The sequence below is a fragment of the Stenotrophomonas terrae genome (assembly GCF_001431465.1).
Taxonomy (GTDB): Bacteria; Pseudomonadota; Gammaproteobacteria; order Xanthomonadales; family Xanthomonadaceae; genus Stenotrophomonas; species Stenotrophomonas terrae.
The window spans coordinates 1-23,948 of sequence record NZ_LDJJ01000028.1 but is presented as its reverse complement, the minus strand read 5'-3'; the positions used below and the strand labels follow the sequence as shown (position 1 = coordinate 23,948).

At 64.2% G+C, this 23,948-nt stretch carries 18 protein-coding genes; 8 read left to right on the top strand and 10 right to left on the bottom strand.

Translation table 11 applies throughout. The annotated features are described in order from the left end of the window. Window positions 1-107: 107 nt before the first annotated feature. Window positions 108-1,133 carry a YeiH family protein gene (locus ABB27_RS08645; RefSeq protein ID WP_244479186.1) on the top strand — a complete coding sequence of 342 codons (1,026 nt, stop codon included), beginning with the start codon at window positions 108-110 and terminating at the stop codon, window positions 1,131-1,133. Between the two features lie 327 nt (window positions 1,134-1,460). Here the strand turns inward: ABB27_RS08645 and lysS are convergent, their stop codons facing one another. Together lysS and prfB are read right to left on the bottom strand one after the other, a co-directional pair. Continuing rightward, window positions 1,461-2,981: a lysine--tRNA ligase gene (gene lysS, locus ABB27_RS08640; RefSeq protein WP_057628299.1), complete on the bottom strand. Its 1,521-nt coding sequence runs from the start codon at window positions 2,979-2,981 to the stop codon at window positions 1,461-1,463. 98 nt (window positions 2,982-3,079) lie between these two features. After that, window positions 3,080-4,205 (bottom strand): peptide chain release factor 2 gene (prfB, locus tag ABB27_RS08635; RefSeq protein WP_152984501.1). Its coding sequence is split into 2 segments (ribosomal slippage): window positions 3,080-4,129 and window positions 4,131-4,205, totalling 1,125 coding nucleotides; the frame shifts between segments, so codons are not numbered across the junction. Window positions 4,206-4,377: 172 nt separating this feature from the next. Here prfB and ABB27_RS08630 point away from each other — a divergent pair. Next, window positions 4,378-5,535 (top strand): pre-peptidase C-terminal domain-containing protein, encoded by a 1,158-nt coding sequence (locus ABB27_RS08630; RefSeq protein WP_161809631.1) that lies wholly within the window; start codon window positions 4,378-4,380, stop codon window positions 5,533-5,535. A 110-nt stretch (window positions 5,536-5,645) separates the two neighbouring features. Next, window positions 5,646-6,992 (top strand): hypothetical protein, encoded by a 1,347-nt coding sequence (locus ABB27_RS08625; RefSeq protein WP_057628296.1) that lies wholly within the window; start codon window positions 5,646-5,648, stop codon window positions 6,990-6,992. A gap of 175 nt (window positions 6,993-7,167) precedes the next feature. Here ABB27_RS08625 and ABB27_RS08620 read toward each other — a convergent pair whose 3' ends face one another. Continuing rightward, on the bottom strand, window positions 7,168-10,029 hold the full coding sequence (locus ABB27_RS08620; RefSeq protein ID WP_057628295.1) for a VIT domain-containing protein: 2,862 nt from the start codon (window positions 10,027-10,029) through the stop codon (window positions 7,168-7,170). Window positions 10,030-10,219: 190 nt separating this feature from the next. Continuing rightward, the gene (locus ABB27_RS08615; RefSeq protein WP_057628294.1) at window positions 10,220-11,125 is read right to left on the bottom strand and encodes a LytTR family DNA-binding domain-containing protein; all 906 of its coding nucleotides are present in this window, start codon (window positions 11,123-11,125) and stop codon (window positions 10,220-10,222) included. Window positions 11,126-11,280: 155 nt separating this feature from the next. Here ABB27_RS08615 and ABB27_RS08610 point away from each other — a divergent pair, with 155 nt between their 5' ends. Beyond that, on the top strand, window positions 11,281-12,471 hold the full coding sequence (locus tag ABB27_RS08610; protein ID WP_083491212.1) for an acyltransferase family protein: 1,191 nt from the start codon (window positions 11,281-11,283) through the stop codon (window positions 12,469-12,471). 64 nt (window positions 12,472-12,535) lie between these two features. Here the strand turns inward: ABB27_RS08610 and ABB27_RS08605 are convergent, their stop codons facing one another. Together ABB27_RS08605 and ABB27_RS08600 are read right to left on the bottom strand one after the other, a co-directional pair. Continuing rightward, a complete protein-coding gene (locus ABB27_RS08605; protein ID WP_057628292.1) occupies window positions 12,536-13,663 on the bottom strand; it encodes a fatty acid desaturase family protein in 1,128 nt (375 codons plus the stop codon). A gap of 3 nt (window positions 13,664-13,666) precedes the next feature. Then, on the bottom strand, window positions 13,667-14,728 hold the full coding sequence (locus ABB27_RS08600; RefSeq protein WP_057628291.1) for a ferredoxin reductase: 1,062 nt from the start codon (window positions 14,726-14,728) through the stop codon (window positions 13,667-13,669). Between the two features lie 92 nt (window positions 14,729-14,820). Here ABB27_RS08600 and fabR point away from each other — a divergent pair, with 92 nt between their 5' ends. Then, window positions 14,821-15,483, top strand: coding sequence for an HTH-type transcriptional repressor FabR (gene fabR / locus ABB27_RS08595; RefSeq protein WP_057628290.1), 663 nt, complete (start codon window positions 14,821-14,823; stop codon window positions 15,481-15,483). A 165-nt stretch (window positions 15,484-15,648) separates the two neighbouring features. On the opposite strand, the gene ABB27_RS08590 is transcribed toward fabR, so the two are convergent. Further along, on the bottom strand, window positions 15,649-16,755 hold the full coding sequence (locus ABB27_RS08590) for a DUF1615 domain-containing protein (RefSeq protein ID WP_244479185.1): 1,107 nt from the start codon (window positions 16,753-16,755) through the stop codon (window positions 15,649-15,651). 120 nt (window positions 16,756-16,875) lie between these two features. On the opposite strand from ABB27_RS08590, the gene ABB27_RS08585 reads away from it, so the two are divergent. Beyond that, window positions 16,876-17,847 (top strand): hypothetical protein, encoded by a 972-nt coding sequence (locus ABB27_RS08585; protein WP_057628289.1) that lies wholly within the window; start codon window positions 16,876-16,878, stop codon window positions 17,845-17,847. A 1-nt stretch (window position 17,848) separates the two neighbouring features. Here the strand turns inward: ABB27_RS08585 and ABB27_RS08580 are convergent, their stop codons facing one another. Next, the gene (locus ABB27_RS08580) at window positions 17,849-19,765 is read right to left on the bottom strand and encodes a PAS domain-containing hybrid sensor histidine kinase/response regulator (protein ID WP_161809630.1); all 1,917 of its coding nucleotides are present in this window, start codon (window positions 19,763-19,765) and stop codon (window positions 17,849-17,851) included. A 396-nt stretch (window positions 19,766-20,161) separates the two neighbouring features. Between ABB27_RS08580 and ABB27_RS08575 the strand changes: the two genes are divergently transcribed. Continuing rightward, window positions 20,162-20,938: a HipA family kinase gene (locus tag ABB27_RS08575; RefSeq protein ID WP_057628287.1), complete on the top strand. Its 777-nt coding sequence runs from the start codon at window positions 20,162-20,164 to the stop codon at window positions 20,936-20,938. Then, window positions 20,916-21,308 (top strand): DUF3037 domain-containing protein, encoded by a 393-nt coding sequence (locus tag ABB27_RS08570; RefSeq protein ID WP_057628286.1) that lies wholly within the window; start codon window positions 20,916-20,918, stop codon window positions 21,306-21,308. The genes ABB27_RS08575 and ABB27_RS08570 overlap by 23 nt, the downstream gene beginning before the upstream one ends. 151 nt (window positions 21,309-21,459) lie before the next feature. On the opposite strand, the gene ABB27_RS19300 is transcribed toward ABB27_RS08570, so the two are convergent. Beyond that, window positions 21,460-21,846 carry a TonB family protein gene (locus ABB27_RS19300; protein WP_161809629.1) on the bottom strand — a complete coding sequence of 129 codons (387 nt, stop codon included), beginning with the start codon at window positions 21,844-21,846 and terminating at the stop codon, window positions 21,460-21,462. Window positions 21,847-21,957: 111 nt separating this feature from the next. After that, on the bottom strand, window positions 21,958-23,577 hold the full coding sequence (locus ABB27_RS08565; RefSeq protein WP_057628285.1) for an acyl-CoA synthetase: 1,620 nt from the start codon (window positions 23,575-23,577) through the stop codon (window positions 21,958-21,960). Window positions 23,578-23,948: the final 371 nt, after the last annotated feature.

Here is a 23,948-nt window from a genome sequence, read left to right as displayed (position 1 = left end):
TGAATCAACCAATATTATCCGTTTTACAGGTAATAACCTTGGGTGCAGCATGGGCTATCTTCTGATAACCCAACGTTATGAACACCTCGACTCAAGGGCTGACCCGCATGCCCCTCGCCCGCCTCCCCGGCCTGCTGCTGACGGCCGCCATCGCTGGCCTGGCCATCTGGCTGGGCACCCTGCCATGGATGCAGGATCACGGCATCAGCGCACTGACCCTGGCCATCGTCATCGGCATCGTGATCGGCAATACCGCTTACCGCAGCATGGCGGCACACGCCGATGCCGGGGTCGGTTTCTCCAAGGCCACGCTGCTGCGTGCCGGCATCATTCTCTATGGCTTGCGCCTGACCTTGCAGGATATCGGCCAGGTTGGCCTCGCCGGTGTGCTGATTGACGCGCTGGTACTGTGCTCGACGTTTGCCCTGGCCTGGTGGTTGGGCACCCGGCTGCTGGGCATGGACCGCAACTCGGCGCTGTTGATCGGTGCAGGCAGTTCGATCTGCGGCGCCGCTGCGGTGATGGCGGCCGAGCCGGTGGTCAAGGGCCGCGCCGAACAGGTGGCGGTCGCCGTGGCCACGGTGGTTGTATTCGGCACCGTGGCGATGTTCCTGTATCCGCTGCTTTACCAGTGGGGCGTGTCCGCCGGCTGGATGCCACTGGATGAAACCGCCTTCGGCGTATTCACCGGCTCCACCGTGCATGAAGTCGCCCAGGTGGTCGCCGCCGGCCGCGCGATCAGTGAGCCCGCCGCCGATGCCGCGGTCATCGCCAAGATGGTGCGGGTGATGATGCTGGCGCCCTTCCTGGTGGGCCTGTCGGCGCTGCTGGCTCGCGGCGACAGCTGCAGCGGCGGCGAACGCGCCAAGATCAGCATTCCTTGGTTTGCCTTCGGCTTCATCGCCATGGTCGGCTTCAACTCGCTGCAGCTGCTGCCGGCCGAGGTGGTCAAGGTGCTGGTGGACCTGGATACCGTGCTGCTGGCGATGGCGATGGCGGCGCTGGGCCTGACCACCCACGCTTCCGCCCTGCGTCAGGCCGGTGCCAAGCCGATGCTGCTGGCCCTGCTGTTGTTCGCCTGGCTGTTGGGTGGCGGCATGCTGATCAATCTGGGCGTGCGGGCGGTGTTGTAAAGGCGCTGTGTTGAAGCGTTATCGGGAAGGCCTCTGCCGAGCATGGCTCGGCACTACGCTTTAGCCCCTCTCCCGCATGCGGGAGAGGGGTTGGGGTGAGGGCCGCGGCGTAGCCCGGGTAAGCGCAGCGCACCCGGGGTAGTCCATGCGAGCGGCTGCGTGCCAACGCTCCTTGTTCCCCGGGTGCGCGTTGCTTACCCGGCTACATGCCAGCGATTTATGGGTAAAGCCCCTGCCGAGCATGGCTCGGCACTACATTGCGCAAAGCAAAAGGCCTTCCCGGTTAGGGGAAGGCCTTCTTTCTGCCTGCAGCGCAATCGTGCTGGATCAGGCTTCCGGGCGCATGTACGGGAACAGCAACACGTCGCGGATCGAGGCGCGGCCGGTCAGCATCATTACCAGACGGTCGATGCCGATGCCCAGGCCGCCGGTCGGCGCCATGCCGTATTCCAGCGCGCGGATGTAGTCGGCGTCGTAATGCATGGCTTCGTCATCACCACCGTCCTTGGCCTCCACCTGGGCCTGGAAACGTGCGGCCTGATCTTCCGGATCGTTCAACTCGGAGAAGCCGTTGGCCAGCTCCTTGCCGTTGACGAACAACTCGAAGCGATCGGTGTAACCGGCGTCGTTGTCGCTGGCGCGGGCCAGCGGCGAAACCTCGACCGGGTGATCGGTGATGAAGGTCGGCTGGATCAAGGTGTGCTCGACCGTGGCCTCGAAGATTTCCAGCAGCAGCTTGCCCCAGCCGTAGCTCGGCTTGACGCGGATCTTCAGGCGTTCGCAATGACGCAGCAGCGCATCACGATCGGTGCAGTCGGCGGCAGTGATTTCCGGGTTGTGATGACGCACGGCTTCGTCCATGCGCCAGCGGCGGAAGGCCGGGGCCAGATCAATCTGCACGCCATCCCATTCCACCACGGTGGTGCCGAGCACGCTCTGCGCGACATCGCGGATCACGCCTTCGGTCAGGTCCATCACTTCGTTGTACGTGGCGTAGGCCTCGTACAGCTCCATCATGGTGAATTCCGGGTTGTGGCGGGTGCTGACGCCTTCGTTGCGGAAGTTGCGGTTGATTTCGTAGACCCGCTCGAGGCCGCCAACCACCAAGCGCTTCAGGTAAAGCTCCGGTGCCACGCGCAGGTACAGCTGCATGTCCAGCGCGTTGTGGTGGGTGGTGAACGGCTTGGCCGTGGCGCCGCCGGGGATGTAATGCATCATCGGCGTTTCGACTTCAAGGAAGTCGCGGTTGTCCAGCCATGCGCGCATCGCGCGGATGATCTTGGAACGCTTGATGAAGACCTCGCGCGACTCCGGGGTAACGATCAGGTCGACGTAGCGCTGGCGATAGCGCTGCTCCACATCGGCCAGACCGTGCCACTTGTCCGGCAGCGGGCGAAGCGACTTGGTCAGCAGGCGGATGCTGGTCGCCTTGACCGACAATTCGCCGGTCTTGGTACGGGTCAGGCCGCCTTCGACGGCGATGATGTCGCCCACGTCCCAGCCCTTGAACGCGGCATAGATATCGCCCAGCGCGGTGGCCTGCAGGAACAGCTGGATGCGGCCGCTCTCGTCCTGGATCTGGGCGAAGCTGGCCTTGCCCATGATGCGCTTGGCCATCAACCGGCCAGCCATCTTCACCGTGCGGCCGGTAGCTTCCAGCGCTTCGCTGGTCCAGGTCTCGGCGTCGGCGTATTCGTCCTGCAGCTTGCCGGCGAAGTCTTCGCGACGGAAGTCGTTCGGGTAGGCAATGCCCTGCCCGCGCAGCGCCGTGAGTTTCGCGCGGCGCTCGGCGATGAGGCTGTTCTCGTCGACGGGGGGCTGCTGCGTTTCAGGGGTCTGGTCGGTCATGGCTTTCATTCAATTGGGGGGAGATGACAAGGTGCGGCCACATTGGCCTGCAACCGCACCGTACAACAAGGGAATGGCCCGTGCAGGGCCATTCCGGATCAAGCGTCGATGCGCTTGGCGCCGGCCTGCAGGCCGGACTTGAGGCTGGCCTCGATGAACTCGTCGAGGTCGCCGTCCAGCACCTTCTGCGTGTCGGTACGTTCAACGCCGGTGCGCAGGTCCTTGATACGGCTCTGGTCGAGCACGTAGTTGCGGATCTGGCTGCCCCAGCCGATGTCGGACTTGGTCGCTTCCAGCGCGTCACGCTCGGTGTTGCGCTTCTGCACTTCCAGCTCATAGAGCTTGGCGGCCAGCATCTTCATCGCGGTGTCGCGGTTCTGGTGCTGGCTGCGGCCGATCTGGCAGGCCACCACGGTATTGGTCGGGATGTGGGTGATACGCACCGCCGACTCGGTCTTGTTGACGTGCTGACCACCGGCACCGGAGGAACGGTACACGTCGGTGCGCAGGTCGGCTGGATTGATGTCGATTTCGATGTTGTCGTCGACTTCCGGCGACACGAACACGGAGGTGAAGCTGGTGTGGCGGCGGTTGTCCGAGTCGAACGGCGACTTGCGCACCAGCCGGTGCACGCCGATCTCGGTCTTCAGCCAGCCATAGGCGAACTCGCCCTCGACACGGAAGGTGGCCGATTTGATGCCGGCAACGTCGCCGCCGGACACTTCCATCAGCTCGGTCTTCCAGCCACGCGCTTCACACCAGCGCAGGTACATGCGCAGCATCATTTCCGCCCAATCCTGGGCTTCGGTACCACCGGCGCCGGCCTGGATGTCGACGAAGGCGTTGCAGCTGTCCATTTCACCGGAGAACATGCGCTGGAACTCGAGCTTCTCGATGTGCGACTGGAACTTGTCCAGGTCGGCCACCACCGCCAGCGCGGTGTCCTCGTCCTGCTCGCTTTCGGCAAGCTCAAGCAGTTCGGTGGCTTCGGACAGGCCGTCCAGTACATCGGCAATGCCGGTGACGGTCTTGTCCAGCATCGAGCGTTCACGGCCCAGCGTCTGGGCGTACTCGGGGTTGTTCCAGATATCCGGGTTTTCGAGTTCGCGGGTTACTTCTTCCAGACGTTCTTTCTTGACGTCGTAGTCAAAGATACCCCCTGAGCGATACCACGCGATCAGTCAGATCGGTGATTCGCTGGCGGATGGGATTGAGTTCGATCATGGTCGGTCTAATAAGGCAGACAAGCCGCCAATTCTAGCATCCAGGCGGGCCCGGCATTGGCCACCCGGGGCGGAATCTGTTCTCGCTGAATAGACACAACTTAACGTTAGAATCTCACCCTGACCCGCCAGGGCGGGAAAAGGAGACATTTCTCACTATGAAGGACCTAAGCTTGAACGCTAGCCACGCCCGCTTGTTTACTGCGATCGCCATGACCTTGGCACTCACCGCCTGCCAGAAGCTGGGGGGCATTGCGGCCTCCGGCGGCGACAAGGCCCAGAACCTGACGGTTGGTGAAACGGTCTCCGGTGAAATCACCTCGTCCAGCACCCTGAACTACAACGATGGCAGCCGTCACCAGGGTTACAAAGTGACCATGAAGAGCGGCGAAGCCGTCTCGCTGGAACTGGGCGGCTCGCTCAGCGGCCAGCTGGCGGTATTCGACGGCCAGAACATGATTGCCAATGCCTCTTCCTCGGGAATGAGTGAAGGCGATTCGACCGGCAGTTCGGTGAACCTGGCCTTCCGCGCCCCCAAGGACGGCAACTACCTGGTCGCGGTCAACAGCGCCAGCGCCGACGCCTTCGGCCCGTTCAAGCTCAAGGCCGCCAAGGTCGTGCCGTACGACGGCAAGCCGCTGGGCGCCGACAGCGAGGCAACCGACTGGCTGATGGGTGAAAAGCAGGAATACAAGCTCAAGATCGACAAGGCTGGGCTGTACGCCATCACCCTGGAATCCAGCGCATTCGACGCCTACCTGCGTCTGAACGGCCGCAATGTCGAGCTGGAAGACGACGACAACGGCGGCAACCTCAATGCCCGCATCCGCACCTACCTGGAGCCGGGTGAGTACACCATCGCGGCCTCCTCGGTGAACGGCAACACCGGCTCGTTCAAGCTCAACGTCAAGTTGACCCCGACCGAGAACGGCCTGATCACCCGCGACGGCACCGCCCTGACCATTGGCCAGACCGCGCAGTCGATGATGGATTCGCGCGGCCGCCGCACCTTCGTGCTCAACCTGGATGCGCCCAAGCACATCCAGTTCGACGCCATCGCCGACGGCTTCGACTCGGTGCTGAAGATCACCGGCCCCGGCGTTGATCAAGAGGACGACGATGGTGGCAACGGCACCAATGCCCAGCTGACCCTGGACCTGCGCGCCGGCCGCTACATCGTTGCGGTCACCAGCCTGGGCAACCAGCAGGGCGTGTTCGAGCTGGAAACCACCGATCTGGGTGGTGGCGATGTCGCCGCGCCGGCCAACAGCAACCGCAAGGATGCTGCCGAAGAAGCCGCCGCTGACGCCGCTGCTGCCGTCATCAACTAAGCCACACCGCCCATCGCGCCAACCGGTGTGATGGGCCCACGGCCACGATGCCCGCCCCCGCGGCCATCGTGGCCGCTTTTTACCCCTGCTTCCAACATCAAGGAGTTCAAGTGAAGCGATTTGCAGCCGGACTGCTGTCCCTTGCCATTGCCGCCGCCGTTCATGCCCCCGCCCATGCCGCAGGCCCTGCCCGCGCGCTCGCCATCGATGGCGATGTCACCGGCGAAATCACCTCTTCCAGCCCGGTCAACTACAGCGATGGCACCCGCAGCCAGCTGTTCTCGTTGCAGCTGGGTGCCGGCCAGGCGGTCTCGCTGACCCTGGAAGGCGCGCTCAATGGCGCGCTGGCCGTGTTCAACCGCGACGTGCTGGTATCGCGCACCGACGCCAACCGCGAAGGCAGCACCACGCTGAGCATGCGCGCCGACAAGCCCGGCCAGTACCTGGTCGCTGTCAGCGGCGCCGACGCCCGCGCCTTCGGCCCGTTCCAGCTCTCGGCCGAACCCATCGTCGCCTATGACGGCAAGCCGCTGACTGCCGGCCGCCGGGTCACCGATTGGCTGCGCAACGGCGACAAGACCTTCGTCCTGCAGGTCGACAAGCCCGGCCTGTACACCATCAACCTGGAATCGAGCGAGTTCGATGCCCGCCTGGAACTGAGCGGCAACGGCCTCAACCTGGAAGACGATGACGGCGGCAGCAACCTCAACTCGCGCCTGGTCGCCCCGCTGCAGCCGGGCCGCTACACGCTGACTGCCGGCGGCCTGGGCGAGGCCTCCGGTGCGTTCTACCTGGGCGTGGAACAGTCCGACTTCCCCGAAGGCCTGGTCTTCAACGACGGCACCAGCCTGCCGCTGGAAGGCACGGTCAGCGGCTTCATCGGCGCCGACGATACCCGCAGCTTTGTGCTGAACCTGCCGGAACGTCGCCGCGTGCAGTTCGATGCCAGTGGCAAGGACATGGACACCATGCTCACCGTACAGGGCGGCGACATCACCCTGAGCGACGACGATGGCGGCGGCGGGGTCAACTCGCGCATCAGCCAGGTGCTGGATGCGGGCGAGTACAACGTATCGGTGCGTTCGGTGAACAGTCGTGGCGGCGTGTTCCAGCTGGTCACCGCCACCGCAGCCGCGCCCGATGGCCCGACCCGTCCCGAGCTCAAGCTCGGCCGTGAAGTCAGCGGCCAGCTGCGCGCCGGCAACCGCGACCTGTACACCCTGGAGATTCCGCGCAAGGGCAAGTACGTGATCAGCATGACTGCCGGTTCCTCCAGCCTGGACGGCATGATCACCCTGATGCGCAATGGCGAAGAAGTCGCGCAGCAGGACGACAGCGACTCCAGCCTGGATCCGAACCTGGAAATCGAACTGGAAGCCGGCCGTTACATCGTGCTCGCGCACAGCTTCGACTCCAACGCTACCGGCAGCTACCGCCTGCTAGCCCGCCGCAAGTAAGCGGGTACTACCAAAAGCCCGGTGCCAGAGATCTGGCATCGGGCTTTTTTTGTAGGAGCGGCGTAAGCCGCGAAGCCGGCGCAGTTTCAAATCATGTTGTCAGTGCAATTGCGGGATCTGTCAGCTTCGCGGCTGACGCCGCTCCCACAAACAACAAATTGCTACAGCAAAAACCTCAACGCACTTCGAACTCACCTACCAGCACAGTGTCGGTAGCATCGTGCAGGCGCATGGTTACCGCCTTGTCCTTCTGCTGCGGCGTGCCCCAATGGGTGCTCAGCCGCAACATCAAGGTGGCGGGACCGGTTACCAGCTGCTGGCGGCTGCCGAAATAATTGGCCTCCACCTTGTAGATGCCGGGCTTGGCATCGCGCAGCGAGAACTGCTCCGGGCCATAGCCGCCGGTGAAGTCCTGCGACATCTGCCCACCTTGATGGGTCAGGCGATTGCCGTAGTAGGCACGCTCACCATTGGGATCGGTCACCCATAGGTCCATGTCGCTGTTGTCGACATCCCAAGCCAGCACCACCCGCAGATCCAGCGGCATCGCCTTGCGCAGTCGCGGATCGACCATGCCCGCGTCCAGCGCCGGGCCGCCGCGTGCGAGCAGATTGGTCAGCTCGTCCAGCGCGATCAACGCAACGCCATCGAAGCGCCCATCCCATTGCCGCTGTACGACCTGATAGAGCGGATCAACCGCCTGCTGCGGGCGCCCTGCCGCCTCCAGCGCCAGACCCAGGTCGCGGAAGCTCTGCGGCTCGTCATCGGCTATCGCCAGTACCTGCTCGAACACCGGCACTGCCAGTCCCGGCTCCCCTGCCTGCATCAGGCGATAGCCGAGCACCCGCAACAGATGCCGGTTGTCCAGTTCCATTTCGGCGAGGTTGGACAGCACCCGCAGCGCCAGTTCGCGCTGGCCGGCAGCCAACAACATGTCGGCCACATCCAGGAAGAATGCGCTGCTGTCGGCATTGGCATCGCGCTCATCCAGATACCAGGCATACAACTCACCCGGCGGCGCCTTGCGCAGGCGCTGCGCGATGGGCGAGTCCGGCTCCCAGGCGGCCAGCCTGATCTGCACCGCACCGGCGTTGACCGGTTCGTCGGCGGCAGCGGCCGCGACAGCACTGTCGGCGACCCTGAACTGGTCGGAGACTGTGGCCTCGGCCACCATCGCGGCCGCCGGGGCGGGTGCCGGTGGTGGTGCCATCGCCATTACCGGCGCCGGGGGCAGCGCACTTGCACGCGCCGACGCGAGGTTCGCTGCCTTTGCGACCTTCAACGGCGAATCCTTCGGCCAACGCTTCGACCACCAGCTCTGCCGCTGCTGCCACTGTTCGGCGACCTGATCCAGATGGGCGCGGCGCGCCTGATCGCGGTCGGCGACCTGGCGGGCGAAACGGCGGTCATATTCCGCACGCAACCCGGACGGCGGCCGAATCGCGTAACGCAAGTAGTCCTCGATCGTGTCCAGCACAAGCAGGGAACTGCCCTCACTGACCATACCGAACTGCTGCGACAGCAACTGCATGGCCTCGCGATTACCGCGTGGGTCCGCCGCCAGCTGCTGCAAGCGCGCCTGCGCCCACAGCCCAGCGACCAGGCCACCATCGGTATTGGCGGTACCGGCACTCAGTACCTGCCATTGCCCGCCATTGAGCCGCACCCGCAATGCCGCCGGCGCGGTGTCAGCCCGCGCGTACACCCACAGCCAGCCCTGTTCCAGGCTGCGACGATCAACCACCACATCGTGCAGACCGGGGGCGGGTGCAACTTCCACCGTCGGCGGCATGGCCAACAAACGACGTGCCACTGCGTCGACCTGATCGGATTCCAGCTGCACCAGCGCGCCGCCGTTGGCCTCACTCCAGCCGCGCAGGCGTGCCGTGTCGGCACCGGCCGCAGCACTGCTGATGGCAAACAGGCGTTGTTCTGCCGCCAATGCCGGCAGCGCTGATGGGCCCCAGTTGCCCAGGCCATCACTGAACAACAGGTACTCGCCAGGCTCCGCCTTCGGCGTCCACGCCGCCAGCGCGCTGGCACCATCGTTGGGCGCCTGTTCCAGCACACGCCGCAACGCGCTCCAATCCCCCTTGCGAATGCTGAAACGACGCTCCGCTTCCGGTTTGTCGCGCAGCACCGTCAGCACGACGCTGCCCTCGCCCATCGCGGCGAAATAGCGGTCCAGCAATGCGAACTCACGCGCCCGGTTGCGCGTGGCCGCCGAACCGGAAGCGTCCCACAACAGGCCGATCCGTGACGGCAGGCGGCGCGCGGCGGGTGCTGCCACCGGCAGCTGCGCCAGCAGATACTGTTGGCCGTCGTAACGGGCAGCCTGCAGCGACGGTTGCAACTGAGCCGGCAGCTGCCATTGCAGCTGAGCCGGCAATTGCCGGCCACTACCCTGCCAATCCAGGCCACCAGCCATCAAGCGGAAAGGTCCCTGGCCCAGCCTGTCGGCACCGGCCGCGCGCAGACGCAGGCTTACCTCACCTGCCGCCGATGCAAACTGTAAAGGCAGCCGCCACTGCCAGCCTTGGCCGTTGAGCGGCATCGCTTCGCGGATGGTCAGCTGTACCCGCCGACTGCCACCTGCCGGCAGCGGATAAACGCGCAGCCGGAATTGATTGCCGGCGGTCTGTTCCAGCAGCGCCGGATCCTCGCCCTGGCGGGTGATCGCCTCGAACACCTGCCGCCCGCGTTCCTTAGGCACCGGCACCGCGTCCCGCAGTTGCCCGTCGATATCCAGGGCAAAGCCGCTGATCTGCTGGCCATCGGCCAAAGGAAACTGCAGCTCACCCTCCATCACCCGCCGGTTGGGATTGTGGAAGACTAGCTCGATCCGGGTCTGGGCAATACCCGCCTGTACCTCGCCATCGATGTTCGCCCGTCGCAGCTCGATTGGCTGCTCGGCCTCGGAGACCGCAATAAGTACCGGCGGGCGGAGGGTCTGCCTGCCCTGCTGCGCAAACGCTGGCGCCATCGCGCCCAGCAACATGCCCACCATCCAACACCGCCGCCAGATAACCAGGCTCATCGCAGCACTCCGTCCAAGGGTTGGGACATCAAACGCGCCAACAGCCAAAACGGGGTTGGTGGTACGGCCCAGCAGCCAACCCGCCCCTGTAATGGCAGCCCGCCTGGCCCAAGCCCCCATCCCCTTGCCCGGCGCATTGTGCAGGGTTTCGACGACGGACAACGCCAGCCGCGCCGGCGCCTGCCCAGGCTCAGGCCGGGAGCGAGTGCTCCCTGTCCTCGCTCAGGCGCGATTTGAGCACCGGCAGATAGCGCCGACTGCAGGCAACCGCCTTGCCATCGGCCATATGCAACAAGGCCTCGCCACCCTCCAGCGGTTCAATCGACACCAGATGCGCCAGATTGATCAGCCAGCTGCGGTGGACACGGACGAAGCAGCTGGCATCCAGCTTCAGCTCCAACGCGGCCATGGTGATCCGCAGCGGATAGTCGTGGCCGCGCAGATGCAGATTGACGTAGTTGCCGGCAGCCTGCGCCCATTCGATGTCTGCCGTTGCGATCAGGAAGTCGCGGCCCAGCTTGCGTACCAGCAAACGCTCAGGGTGCTCGATCGGCTCCACCGGCGGACCTTCATCGGGCGCGGCCAGTAATTGCGCCTCGCCCTGCAGGCGCCGGCGCAGGAAACGGTAGCCGTCGATGCAGAACAGGATGGCTGCGTAGGTCCGTACATCCTTGAGGTATTCGTACAGCAGCTCATCAAGCCAGGAACCGATGTGGTAACGCTCCCCTACCGCAGCATAGGCAAGCATCCTCAGTGCGAACATGGCCAGCACATGCAGCAGCGAGATCGGCACGCTGGCCAGTAGATACCAGGGCAGGCGCCGCCGCCAGTTGTCCAGATGCAGGGGCCAGCGCCGGCTGAACCAGACGATTGCCGGCACCAGCAACAGCAACCACACCAGCCCGCTGGAGAACTCCCAGATCCACGGCTCCCACCATTGCATGGAGGCGGCACCGGAGCGGTTGGCATCCATCCAAGTGGTGATTGCATTGCCACTGCAGTTGATCAACACCAGCAGCAACCAGAACAGCAACTCCAGGCTTCGCCGCCAAGCGGCGGAGCGAATCAACAGCGTGGGCGATGTGGCTTGGCTCATCGACGCATTCTAGACGGCGTTGCCGCTGCTGCCCTCGCTCGCCATCCCCTGATCGCCTCCATTCGTCCCTGCACACCCGCAGGCCGGCCCTTTCCGCTCCACACCGGCTGCGCATGCCGGTTGAATGGCGGTCTTCTCCATCCCTTGGACACGCAATGCACAGGCGCCACGATCTGGATTGGCTGCGGGTAATCGCCTTTGGCCTGCTGGTGCTCTACCACGTGGGCATGTACTACGTGAGCTGGGACTGGCACGTCAAAAGCCCGGCAGCGAGCATCACCCTGGAACCTTTGATGCTGCTGACCTCGCCGTGGCGGATGTCACTGCTGTTTCTGATTTCCGGTGTCGCCACCGCTTTCATGCTTGAACGCCGGCCAGATGGCCTGCTGCGACGCCGTTCCCGGCAGCTGTTGCTACCCCTGCTGTTCGGCATGGCGGTGATCGTGCCACCGCAGGCCTATTACCAGGTGGTCGAACAACTGCCCGGCGGCTATAACGAATCGTACTGGGCGTTCTACGGCAAGTATCTCAGCGGCTACCACGGCTTCTGCGACAGCGATGGTTGCCTGCGCCTGCCCACCTGGAACCACCTCTGGTTCCTGCCCTATCTCTGGGCCTATACCGTGCTGGCTTGGCTGCTGTGGCGGCTGCTGCCGGCAACCGCCCTGCAGCGCCTGCGGCAATGGGCCGGCACGGCCCTGCACGGCTGGGGCGCACTGCTTGTGCCGGTGCTGGTTCTGGCGGCCGCGCGCCTGCTGCTGGTCAACCGCTTCGAGCAGACCCATGCGCTGGTCGACGACTGGTACAACCACGCCCAGTACGCCAGCGTCTTTCTGATCGGGTTCCTGGCCGCCTTCAGCACCGGCTTCTGGGAATCCCTGCAGCGCCTGCGCTGGCAGTCACTGGCCTTGGCCGGGCTGGGCTACGCCGCCCTGATCCATGTCTGGTATTTCTCCGGCTACAACGATGCGCAGCCGGCGCCGCTTGAACTGCGGCTGGCGTTGCGGGTTGTCTGGGCAGTGGATCAATGGTGCGCGATCGCCGCACTGCTGGGCTTTGCCTACCGTTGGCGCAACGCCGACAGCCCGCTGCTGCGCTATCTCACCTTGGCAGTGTTCCCGCTCTACATCCTGCACCAGAGCGTGATCGTGGTGCTGGCACACAAGCTCAAGCCCTTGCAGCTCGAACCCGGCATCGAGGCGCTGATCCTGATCATCGCGACCTTTGCCTTGTGTCTGACGGCCTATGCATTGATCCGGCGTTGCGCGCCATTGCGACCGCTGTTCGGGCTGCCAGCGATGGCGGCACAGCCCGCGCGCCCGGCAGCAAGTCCGGTCAGCGACTAGCGCGTGGGCTTGTCTTGCTGCAGATCTGGTCCGCAGCCGGGACTTCCGGCTGCGCTGGCCGCGCTCAGCCGGCTTCGGCTTGCGGCTCGGCCACCAGCGGCCGCTCCGGCGCCGGCTTGCTGGGAAACGCATGGCGTAGGATGCGCCACATCACCTGGCCGAACTGGCGCGGCAACGAGCCGGTGTTGTAGTGCTGGCCGTAGCGCTTGCAGATGGCCTTCACTTCCACCGCCATCGCCGCATAGCGGTTGGCCGGAATATCCGGATAGAAGTGGTGCTCGATCTGATGGCTGAGGTTGCCGGTCATCACGTCCATCCACTTGCCGCCGGTCAGGTTGGACGAACCACGCAGCTGGCGCAGATACCAGTGGCCACGACCTTCATTGCGGATGCACTCCTTCGGGAAGGTTTCGGCATCGGCGGTGAAATGCCCGCAGAAGATCACCACATAGGTCCATACATTGCGGATGATGTTGGCCGCCACATTGCCCAGCAGCACCGGCAGGAAGAACGGGCCGGCCAGCGCCGGGAACAGCACATAGTCCTTCAGGATCTGCAGCGAGGCCTTGCGACCCACCGGACGCGCCTGCTTCCACAGCTGGCGCAGGGTCATCTTGCCGACCAGCACCCGGCCGATACGCAGATCCTGTATGGCGATGCCCCACTCGAACAGCAGCGCGAACACCACTGCGACGAAGGGCTGGGCCAGGAAGAACGGGTGCCAGCGCTGCTCCGGGAAGATCCGCAACAGGCCATAGCCGATGTCGTCATCCAGGCCCCGCACATTGGTATAGGTGTGGTGGCGGAAGTTGTGGGTCTTGCGCCAATTCTCCGAGGTACCGGCGATATCCCATTCATAGGTCTTGCCCTGCAGCTGCGGGTCACCCATCCAGTCGTACTGGCCATGGATGATGTTGTGCGCCAGCTCCATGTTCTCCAGGATCTTGGACAGGCCCAGCAGCAGCACACCGGCGATCCACGCCGGCACCAGCACGCTGTGCACGAACGCCCCCAGGAACAGCAGCGCCCGCCCGGCAACACCGGTCCAGCGCACCGCAGCGACAATCCGCCGGATGTAGCGCGCATCACTGGCGCCCAGCAAGGCCTGGTGCCTTGCGCGTACGCCATCGAGTTCATCGCCAAAGGCCTGCAGTTCGGCAGACGACAGCACGCGGTTGTGCACGGAGGACATGACTTACAGCTCCAGGGTCAGATCGGTACTGGCGCTGTTGACGCACAGTTTGAGCGGAACGGAAGGCTCGCTGGCGTAATCGCCGGTCAGCGTATGCCGGGTGATACCCGAGGTTTTCCCGCAGACGCAGGTATTGCAGATGCCCATGCGGCAGCCACTGGCCGGCTGGATGCCAGCCGCTTCCAGCGCCGGCAACAAGGCCACGCCGCGCGCTATGGTCAGCGTGCGTCCGCTCTTGAGCAGTTGCACCTGCACACTGCCCTGCTCCACCTCGGCCAGCTGTGGCGTGCTGAATGCCTCGCTGTCGAACTGCGCCACCTGCGCCTGCAGGCGCGTACGCGCCGCATCGACAAAGCCGCCCGGACCGCAGGCCAGCACATGCGCTCCGGCCAGCTCGCCGATATCGGCAAGGTCGTAGCTGTCTATGCGCGCAGCCGGGGCAACGGCATCACCGGTCACTGCCAGATGCAGGCGGAACCCAGGGTGCTGCGCCGCGATGGCACGGAACTCGTCGACAAAGCACAGCTGCTCGCGCTGGCGCGCCCAGTAGACCAGGTCGACAGGCGTGGTCATGCCCTGACCAGCAAGCTGGCGCAGCAAGGCGCGCATCGGGGTAATACCACTGCCTGCCGCCAGCAGCACCAGCCTGGGGACAGGGGCAACCGGCAGCTGCATTTCGCCAAAGGCCTGGCCCAGCGTGAAGATGTCACCGATGGCGGCATCGTCGGCCAGATGCTGACTGAGCTTGCCGCCGGCGATGCGCTTGACGGTGATTGCCAGGCGCCCGTTCTCCAGCAGGGTTGGGCTGTAGCTGCGGGTAGTCAGGCGGCCGTCCAGCTCCGCGGCCAGATTGACATGCTGCCCGGCCTGCAGCCCGCGGAAATGCCGGTTGGGCTGCAGCTCAAGGGTTACCGCATCGGCGCTGGCGCTGTGCCGCGCCAGCAGGCGCGCCAACGGCCGCCGCAGCGTCCACAGCGGATGCACCCGGGTAGACCAGAAATCAAAGAAACCTTCACTCAGCCACGGGATCGGTGGCGGCGCGGTATTGCGGTAGACGGTACTCATGGCTGCACTATACGGCCGAGCATACAGCTGTGTATACACTTGTATATTCGCTGTACAGGCTATGATTCACGCACCTGACCGGCCAGAGCCTCATGACAGCACGCGACCAGCCCCTGCCCGCACACGATGACCTGCACCCTGCGCGCAAGGCCTCCATCTCGCGTGACGACCTGCTGGCCGCTGCGTTGTCGCTGATCGGCCCGCACCGCAGCGTGTCCACGCTCAGCCTGCGCGAGGTGGCGCGCGAAGCCGGCATCGCGCCCAATTCGTTCTATCGCCAGTTCCGCGACATGGACGAACTGACCGTGGCGCTGATCGATCTGGCTGGTCGTTCACTGCGCACCATCATCGGCCAGGCGCGGCTGCGCGCAGCCGACAGCAACCGTGGCGTTATCCGCCTGTCGGTGGAAACCTTCATGGAGCAGCTGCGCGCCGACGACCGTCTGATGCACGTCCTGCTGCGCGAAGGCACGGCCGGATCGGATGCGTTCAAGCAGGCGGTGGACCGCGAGCTTGGGTATTTCGAAGAGGAATTGAAGGCTGACCTGGTGCGCCTGGCCGCGCTGGATGGCGCAACCCTGCACGAGCCAGCACTGGCCGCCAAGGCGATTACCCGCCTGGTGTTCGCCATGGGCGGCAGCGCGATCGACCTGCCCGAAGAGCGCGACCCGGAGTTGATCGAGGAAATGTCGCAGATGATCCGCATGATCATCACCGGCGCGCGCGCGCTTGCGCGGCATCCGGTCAAGTCCTGATCCAAGCCAATCGATTTGGTTGGATTGTGGGAGCGGCGTAAGCCGCGAAGCTGGTGATCCGACCGATCACTCGGTAATCCTGCAACTTCATCGACATCAGCTTCGCGGCTTACGCCGCTCCCACAATGGCCTACCGGCATGGCCTCTGCCGAGCATGGCTCGGCACTACCGTTGCAGGCATTGGCGGTAGCGCGTGTCCACACGGTTGGCGAACCATTCGGTGGTCAGCTCGCGGGTGATCTTGGGGCTGTCCAGGCGAATGCCCGGTATCACCGCGCGCGGCAGCGTCGTGCCGGCACGGGCATCGGCCAGCGCAAACACCTGCGAATGCAGTGGGCTGTCGCTGAATTCCAGACTGTCGGACTGCGCAAGCGCGCGACGTATCGCACGCTCATCCAGGCCCAGCTGTGGTGCGAGGCTGCGCACCGCGCGCTCGGTCTGGCCCGGCTTGTCGATTGGCGCATCCGGCACCAGCAGGTCGCCATCCAGTGCCAGCGGCGTCCCGGTCAAGCGGGCAACCGCCGCCTGGAATGCCGCGTTGCGGCTCGCATAGCGGCCTGCGTTGTAATCGGCGAAACGATGCACCTTCTGCGTGTACGGCGTCTGGTAGCCGAGCAGGTGCGCGGTTCCGAAATACACGCCGCCTCGGCGGGTAAATACTTCATCACGAATACTGCGCGTCACCGGATACGGGTAGTCCTGTGCGTTGGCCTGCGCAAAAGCGATGCCGACCTGCATCGCGCCACCGGTCTGTACGGGATTCTTGCCGGCAAACAGGCGCTGTCCCATCGGCACCCGGCCAATGATCTCCTCATAAAGCTCGCTGAGATCCCGCTCGCTGCGCACCCGCGCCAGCCGCTCCCCGTAGCTGCGGCCATCGCTGGCTTTCATTTTCAAACCGGTGTCCACCAGCAGTTTGGGAACATGCAATGCGGCAGCGCGACGATCTATCTCACCCCTGGCAATACGCGGCAAATCCGGCACCTCGGGATTGGCGCGGTAGCCGGATTCCTGCTCGATCACCGCCAGTACCGCGCAGATGTTTTCCGGGTTCGCAGGCAGCTGCTGTGCAGCCAGCGCCGTCTGGATATCGGCCGCCCAGCCGGCACGGTCATCTACCCGGGTCGGAATGCGACGTGCGATATCGGCCCGAGCCACATCCGCAACAGGGCCGGCAGGTGCCGAGGGCATGCTGCTGCAGCCGACCAGCAGCGCCAATCCCGCGCCGGTCGTCAGCAGACGCCGCCACACCATCAATCCCGTATCACGCATGCCCGTGCCCCGCTTCGTCCCATCAATGCGCGACCCTAGCGTGTCCGCAGCTGTCACGAAAGCACGACAGCCGTTCAGCATGGCACACTTGCGCAAACGAACTCCCGGAGCTGCAACGGAATGCCAACGCCCCGCCCTCGCCGCCAGCGGCTGCTGAGCTGCATCGTCGCCTGCCTGTTGTTGACGGCCTGCGGCGAGAAGACCGAACAACAACAGCTGGACGCTCTGCGCGACAGCTTCACCTACAAGCGCTATCGGCAGGTCTCGCACAAGGGATTGCCCGCCGCCTATGCCACCTGGGCGCTGAGCAACCAATTGACCAATGGGAAGCCGGTACCACCACTCACGCAGGGCAACGAGTGCCTGGTGCACGTCCTGCTCGGCTACAGCGCATTGACCGCGAACCGCGGCACCCTGGCCATTGCCGAGGCCGACATCGTCGATGCCCTGCCAGCCTGCAACGACCTGGATCAGGTCAGTGCAGCGCTACGTTCAGTAGCCTTCCAGCGTCTTGAATGGCGGCAACTGGCGCGCGCGCAAAGTGAACTGGCAACCTACGGCGGCCCGCGCAGCAGTGCCGCCAACGCCGAGCAGGCACTGGTGCAAGCCCTCGTCATCCATGCCGTGCTTGGCTATGCCGCGCTTGCAGACAAGGACTCGGCGCGCGCCCAGGTACACGTTGAAGCCATCGCGCTGATTCTGGAAGTGCCGTGGCTGATCGAGCTGAGCAACGCCGGGCTGGCAATCCAGCAGGGCGACCTGCGAAAGGGCCTGGTGGCACTGAAGCGGCTGTCCAATGATCCGCACGTCCCGGCCGAGGTGCGCGACTATCTGCAGCAGGTGATCGGCGAGATCGAAGCCGAGACCGGCAGCGTCGACTCTTCCCTTTGGACGGCCCGCGTGTTCGCGATGATCGTGTGGCGCGAAGCACGCCTGCATGGCCCGCAGGGCATGCGCAGCCTCATCGGCTTCGTCGACCAGCAGAACGGCAAGCTGGGGCAGATGACCGAAGAGGGCAAAGGCATGCTCGCCGGTTGGTGGGACAGCGCCCGCAACCTGCTGCGCAGTGACGGCACCCACGCCGCCGATTGAATCAGCCCAGCGGCGGTGTTGCGTCGGTTGTAACGGCACCGCCATTGCCGATCTGCGGATGTTGGCCCAGCGCCGTCTGGATACGCACGGAGATATCGGCCGCCGAGAACGGTTTGAACAACACCGGGTACCTGTCGTTCACCAGGCCCTCCTTGATCACCACATCGGCGCTGTAGCCGGTGGCAAAAATGATAGGCGTACCAATCTGCGCCTCGACCACCGCAATCAGGTCGAGCACGGTAAGCCGGCCGGGCATGCGGATGTCGGAGATGATCAGATCCGGCCGCATCCCGCTCTGCAGCAAGGTCACCGCGTGATCAGAGCTGAAAGACGGGATGGTGTCGTAACCGAGCTGGTTGAGAATGGAGTTCATCGCCTCGCGTACTGAATCATCGTCCTCCACCAGCAGGATCCGTCCCGCCCCTTGCTGCTGCCGCGGGGTGTCTTCAGCCACCGTTTCCACCGGCACACGCGAAACCGGCAGATACAGCGCTACCCGGGTACCCACACCCGGCGTCGACTCGATGCTGACATGGCCGTTGGAATTCTCGACAAAGGTCTTGACCATCGTCAGCCCCAGACCACTGCCCTTGTCGCTGCTCTTGGTAGTGAAGAACGGATCGAATACACGCTCGCGCAGATCGGCAGCGATACCTGTACCGGAATCCTCCACCTCGAACATCACGTAATCGGCAGCGACCCCGGCCGGCCCGGGCCGTGATCGCATGCCCACATGCAGCAGCATCGTGCCGCGCCCGTCCATGGCATCGCGTGCATTGATGGCCAGGTTGATCAGGGCGTTTTCCAGATAGGCCTTGTCGACGAAGACAGCCTGCAGGCCGTGTTCCAGCTCCACCGTCAGCCGCACCTCGGCACCCACGGCCTTGGCCAGCAGATCCTGGATATCGCTGACCAGCGCCTGTGGCTCAAGTGCTGCTGCATTCTGTGGCATGCGGCCACTGAAGCCGGCCAATTGCGTGGACAGCCGGCCGGCCTTCTTCAGGCAGCCCTCCAGAATGCGCAGATACGGCAGCACAGCCTCCGGCTGCATCTGCACCCGCATCAACTCGATGTTGATACCCATCACATGCAGCAGATTGTTCAAATCGTGGGCAACGCCGCCGGCCAGATGCGATACCAGTTCCATCTTGTGCTGCTGGGCCAGCACCCGCTGCGATTCGAGCGCGCGGCCTTCATGTGCCGCACTACGCTGACGCAGCTGCTCGATGTGCGCCGCAGCGACCAGCTCGGCCTCATGTACCGCCTGGATGTTGATGCTGGTGCCCACCCAGTAGATCGGCATGCCCTGCGCATCGAATACGGGTGCCATCGAGAACTGGAACCAGTGATAGACACCGCTGTGGTCGCGCAGCCGGTAGCGATGCGGATGCTCCATGTGGCCACGGCTCATCGCCTGGGCCAACGCCGCGCCGGCGCTGGTCAGGTCTTCGGGGTGGATCTTGGTGATGTAGCGGGTATTGTCCGCATCGTGGACTTCGGCCTTGCCATAGGTGAAAAGATTGGAGGCGCGGTTTGTCCAGAACAGCTCGCCCTTCACCGTGCACAGCCAGACGTTGTGCGGAAAGTGATCAAGAATGCGGCGATAACCTTCATTGACCAGCAACGCTGCGGGCGTCGCCGCACCCTCGCCCGAAGGAACCAGGGTCATTGCTGTCAGTGGCGATACCACGCACTGCAGTAGCGCCGGTCGCTGCTCACTGTGCAGCAGCGGAGAGAGTTCGAATCGTGCGTTGGTATGCGTGCATTCAACTGCCGCCATCGCGCCACTCTCGGCGGCGGCGCTGACCGCCTCCGACAGCACGGCGATTTCAATGAATACGTTCTTGCCGGCCACTACCTGCAGGTCCTTGAAGAAGCGCAAGAAGGCGTCGTTGGAGAACAGGATGTTCCTGCTCACGCTGTCGATCACCGCGACGGCGACGGCCGATTCCCGGAATGCGATTGCGTATCTTGAGAGCACTGCATCTGCCATCGAACGATTCCGACCCTGATCCATCCCTGCAACCGACCGTCCGGACGTCATGCACCGGGACGGCGTGGCAAGCGAGGCATGCAGAAATAGCACGCTGCCGCGGCATGAAAATGTGAACGATCGACGGCGTCAGCTTGCAGCGGGCCCATACCTTCACCATCCATGAGCTTCGCTCGACCGTACCCTGGCTTCAGCGGACAAACAGCGGATGGGCGGCCGTGCCGGCACCTCGACTTACTCGCCAGCCAAGCACCAACAGGCCCGCACCGCGGCCCGGCTTTGGGTTAGGCTGGCCGCCCTGCCCAAACCGGTTCAATACACTTGAAAACGGTCCACGCCACCCGCTACATCACCCCGCTGCGTGAAGGCGGTTCACTGCCAGCAGTGATCGAGGCCGATGACGATGGCATGTATGTCATCAAGTTCCGCGGCGCAGGCCAAGGCCCGAAGGCCTTGATCGCCGAACTGGTGGTCGGCCGGCTTGCCCAGGTGCTTGGGCTGCCAATGCCGGACATCGCACTGGTCGAACTGGACCGTGAGTTCGCCCGCACCGAGCCGGACCCCGAGATCCAGGATCTGATCCGCGCCAGCGAAGGCATCAATCTGGGCAGCGACTACCTGCCCGGCGCGCTCAACTACGACCCGGCCGCGATGCAGCCCGATGCCGAGCTGGCCTCGCGCATCGTCTGGTTTGATGCCTACACCAGCAATGTGGACCGCACCGCACGCAACCCCAACCTGATGGTCTGGCACCGCAAGCTCTACCTGATCGATCACGGCGCCGCGCTGTACTTCCACCACGACTGGGAGAACGCCGGCGAAGCCTGTGGCAAACCCTTCGTGCTGATCCGTGACCATGTATTGCTGCCATTCGCCAGCCGCATCGCCGAGGCCGACGCAGCCCTGGCCCCCTTGCTGACCGATGCGGTGATCGACAGCATCGTCGCGCAGATTCCGGACGGCTGGTTGCAGAGCGAGCCAAGCTTCAGCGATGTCGACGCCTACCGTTCGGCGTATGCCAGCTACCTGAAGCGCCGCCTGCAGCTGCGCGACGCCTTCGTACAGGAGGCCATCCGTGCCCACACTGCATACCTATGACTACGCGGTCATCCGCCTGGTACCGCGGGTGGAGCGCGAAGAGTTCATCAACGTTGGCGTGATCATCTCCTGCCCCAGCGCCGCTTACCTGCAGGCTGCCATCGAGATCGATACCGCACGCCTGCACGCGTTCGCACCGCAGCTGGACCAGGCCGCCGTACAGCCATGGCTGGATGCCATCGTCGCGATCTGCCGTGGCGAACCTGACGCGGGGCCGATTGCACAGCTGCCGCCGCGCGCGCGCTTCCACTTCCTCACCGCCAAACGCAGCTCGGTGGTGCAGACCTCGGTCACCCATGTAGGCCGCACCAGCAACCCGGCCGGCCTGGTCGAGCACCTGCTCGAGCGCATGGTGCGCACGCCGCGCTGAGTCATCACCAACCAATCGACACCAGTAAAGCAGAGCCATGCTCCGCTGCGGCCTTACCAGTAGTGCCGAGCATAGCTCGGCACTACAGAGATGCGCACCACAGAACAAAGCCGAGCAACGCCCGGCTTTATTCGGCCTTTCGGCGGGAAACCTAGCGTGCTGGACCGTCCCAATGCGTCGACAACTGACTACGAACCGGTTGCCGCGCCGAGTTGCTCTCGGTGGGATCAAAACGCATGGCTTTCACGGCATTGAGTGCCCATTCGGAGCTGGCTCCAGCCGGCTTGGCCTCTATCACCTCGACATCCTTGGTCCGGCCGCGCTTGGTTACGGTATACGCAACGGTTACTTCCTCCGCAAACCCTGCCTTGCCAGGGTTTGCCGGTATCCGGGGATGGAACTCCCCTGCGCTGGGAGTCCAAAGCTTCAGGGCTTCGGAAGGAGCGAGCTGCAAGGGTTCAGCATTGCCTGCAATGACCGACGGACTGACAGTAACCGCTACAACAAGCAGCATTGAACTCATCATCTTGGACAGCATCGTCGTTGCCTGAATGAGTCGAAGGTGGAGGCACTCTAGTAGCGGCTCCTGGCTGCTGCAAGTTGCGCCGCCACATGCAGGCGACATTTGCCTGCCAAAGTGACGGCAGTATCAGTCCAGGTCGGCCAGCTCCTTGGCCGCATCACGCAAGGTGAACTTCTGCACCTTGCCGGTGGCCGTGCGCGGCAGGGGGCCGAATACGAAGCGTCGCGGCACCTTGAAACCCGCCAGATGCTGGCGGCAATGGGCGAGCGCATCTTCGTCGGCGAGTTCCAGGGTTTCCTTCAACTCGATGAAGGCGCATGGCGTTTCGCCCCACTTCGGGTCCGGCTTGGCCACCACCGCCGCCGCCAGCACGGCGGGATGGCGGCACAGCACATCCTCCAGCTCCAGCGAGGAGATGTTTTCACCGCCGGAAATGATCACATCCTTGGAGCGATCACGGATCTTGACCGCGCCATTGGCATAGACCACGGCCAGATCACCGGTATGGAACCAGCCACCGGCAAATGCCTCGGCCGTGGCACGCGGATTCTTCAGATAGCCCTGCATGGTGATGTTGCCGCGGAACATGATCTCGCCAACGCTGGCGCCGTCCCAAGGCACGGGTTGCAGCGTGTCCGGATCCAGCACCTGCATGTCCTCCTGCAACAGGCAGGCCACGCCTTGCCGGCTGTTGAGCTCTGCGCGTTCGGCGATAGGCAACTGTGCCCATTCGGCCTGCGGCTGGCAGATCGAGGCCGGGCCATAGACTTCGGTCAGGCCATAGACGTGGGTGATTTCCACGCCCATGCGCTCCATTTCCTCGAGCACTGCGGCCGGCGGCGCGGCGCCGGCGACCTGGCCCTTGACCCCGACCAGGCCCTGCTTGCTGTGCTCGGGTGCGGCGGCAAGTGCCGCATGAATCACCGGCGCGCCACAGTAGTGGCTGACCGCGTGCTCACGCATCAACTCCAGCACCTGCTTGCGATCAAAGCGGCGTAGGCAGACCTGGGTGCCGGCTACTGCCGCCATCGTCCACGGGAAACACCAGCCGTTGCAGTGAAACATCGGTAGCGTCCACAGATATACAGGGTGCTGCGGCATGCCCCAGTCGATGATGTTGGCCACCGCATTCAAGTAGGCGCCACGGTGGTGATAAACCACGCCCTTGGGATCACCGGTGGTGCCGGAGGTGTAGTTCAGGGTGATCGCCTCCCATTCGTCGGCGGGCAACTCGCACACGAACTCCGGGTCGCCGGATGCAAGCAAGGCCTCGTACTCGATCTGGCCGAGAAACGCACCCTCCTCGATCTCCACATCATCGACATCGATGACCTGCGGCGGACGCTCGCATAGCGCCAGCGCCCGTTCCATCAGGGGCGCGAATTCCCGGTCACTGAATACGATCCGGGCTTCGCCGTGATCAAGCATGAAGGCCAGGGTCTGTGCATCCAGCCGCGTGTTAAGCGTATTCAACACCGCGCCAAGCATCGCCGGGCCGTAGTGCAGCTCGATCATGGCCGGGGTATTGGGTAGCAGCGCCGCAACGGTATCGCCCTTGCCAATGCCCATGCGCTGCAACGCCGAGGCCAGCCTGCGGCAACGCTGGTAAACCTGCGCCCAATCCAGACGGCGTTCACCGTGGATCACGGCCAGGCGTTGCGGGTGCACGGTGGCTGCCTTGCGCAGGAAGCTCAATGGCGACAACGCGGTGTAGTTGGCCTGGTTACGACCAAGGTCCTTGTACATCTGGGGCCTCTCCCTCTCCAAGGATGTTACCGGTAGAGAGTCGGTCAGCCGGGGCGGAATGTCGCTGCGACATTAGTCGCAGGGCGCGTTTGCTTGGGGTTGCTCGCTAGGAGCCTGCCCTCACCCCAACCCCTCTCCCGCAAGCGGGAGAGGGGCTAACAGGATTCTGGCATTGCTTGTCAAGCTGCCCTCACCCCAACCCCTCTCCCGCCAGCGGGCGAGGGGCTCTGGTCTGCTTGGGCTTCTAGACCTTGTGCCTGGCAACCACTTGCTTGGCGATGATGATACGCTGCTTTACGTTGGCGCCTACGCCACTGCACATCAGCATGCCTGCACGGCAGACGCGCTCGCTGGCGTATCCAACAGAGTAG

Excerpts from the sequence above, each read along its gene's own strand:
- lysS (WP_057628299.1), bottom strand. The coding sequence starts at position 2,981 with ATGACCGACCAGACCCCTGAAACGCAGCAGCCCCCCGTCGACGAGAAC.
- ABB27_RS08620 (WP_057628295.1), bottom strand. The coding sequence starts at position 10,029 with ATGAGCCTGGTTATCTGGCGGCGGTGTTGGATGGTGGGCATGTTGCTG.
- ABB27_RS08585 (WP_057628289.1), top strand. The coding sequence starts at position 16,876 with ATGCCAACGCCCCGCCCTCGCCGCCAGCGGCTGCTGAGCTGCATCGTC.
- fabR (WP_057628290.1), top strand. The coding sequence starts at position 14,821 with ATGACAGCACGCGACCAGCCCCTGCCCGCACACGATGACCTGCACCCT.
- ABB27_RS08645 (WP_244479186.1), top strand. The coding sequence starts at position 108 with ATGCCCCTCGCCCGCCTCCCCGGCCTGCTGCTGACGGCCGCCATCGCT.
- ABB27_RS08600 (WP_057628291.1), bottom strand. The coding sequence starts at position 14,728 with ATGAGTACCGTCTACCGCAATACCGCGCCGCCACCGATCCCGTGGCTG.
- ABB27_RS08615 (WP_057628294.1), bottom strand. The coding sequence starts at position 11,125 with ATGAGCCAAGCCACATCGCCCACGCTGTTGATTCGCTCCGCCGCTTGG.
- ABB27_RS08565 (WP_057628285.1), bottom strand. The coding sequence starts at position 23,577 with ATGTACAAGGACCTTGGTCGTAACCAGGCCAACTACACCGCGTTGTCG.
- ABB27_RS08605 (WP_057628292.1), bottom strand. The coding sequence starts at position 13,663 with ATGTCCTCCGTGCACAACCGCGTGCTGTCGTCTGCCGAACTGCAGGCC.
- ABB27_RS08610 (WP_083491212.1), top strand. The coding sequence starts at position 11,281 with ATGCACAGGCGCCACGATCTGGATTGGCTGCGGGTAATCGCCTTTGGC.
- ABB27_RS19300 (WP_161809629.1), bottom strand. The coding sequence starts at position 21,846 with ATGCTGTCCAAGATGATGAGTTCAATGCTGCTTGTTGTAGCGGTTACT.
- ABB27_RS08590 (WP_244479185.1), bottom strand. The coding sequence starts at position 16,755 with ATGCGTGATACGGGATTGATGGTGTGGCGGCGTCTGCTGACGACCGGC.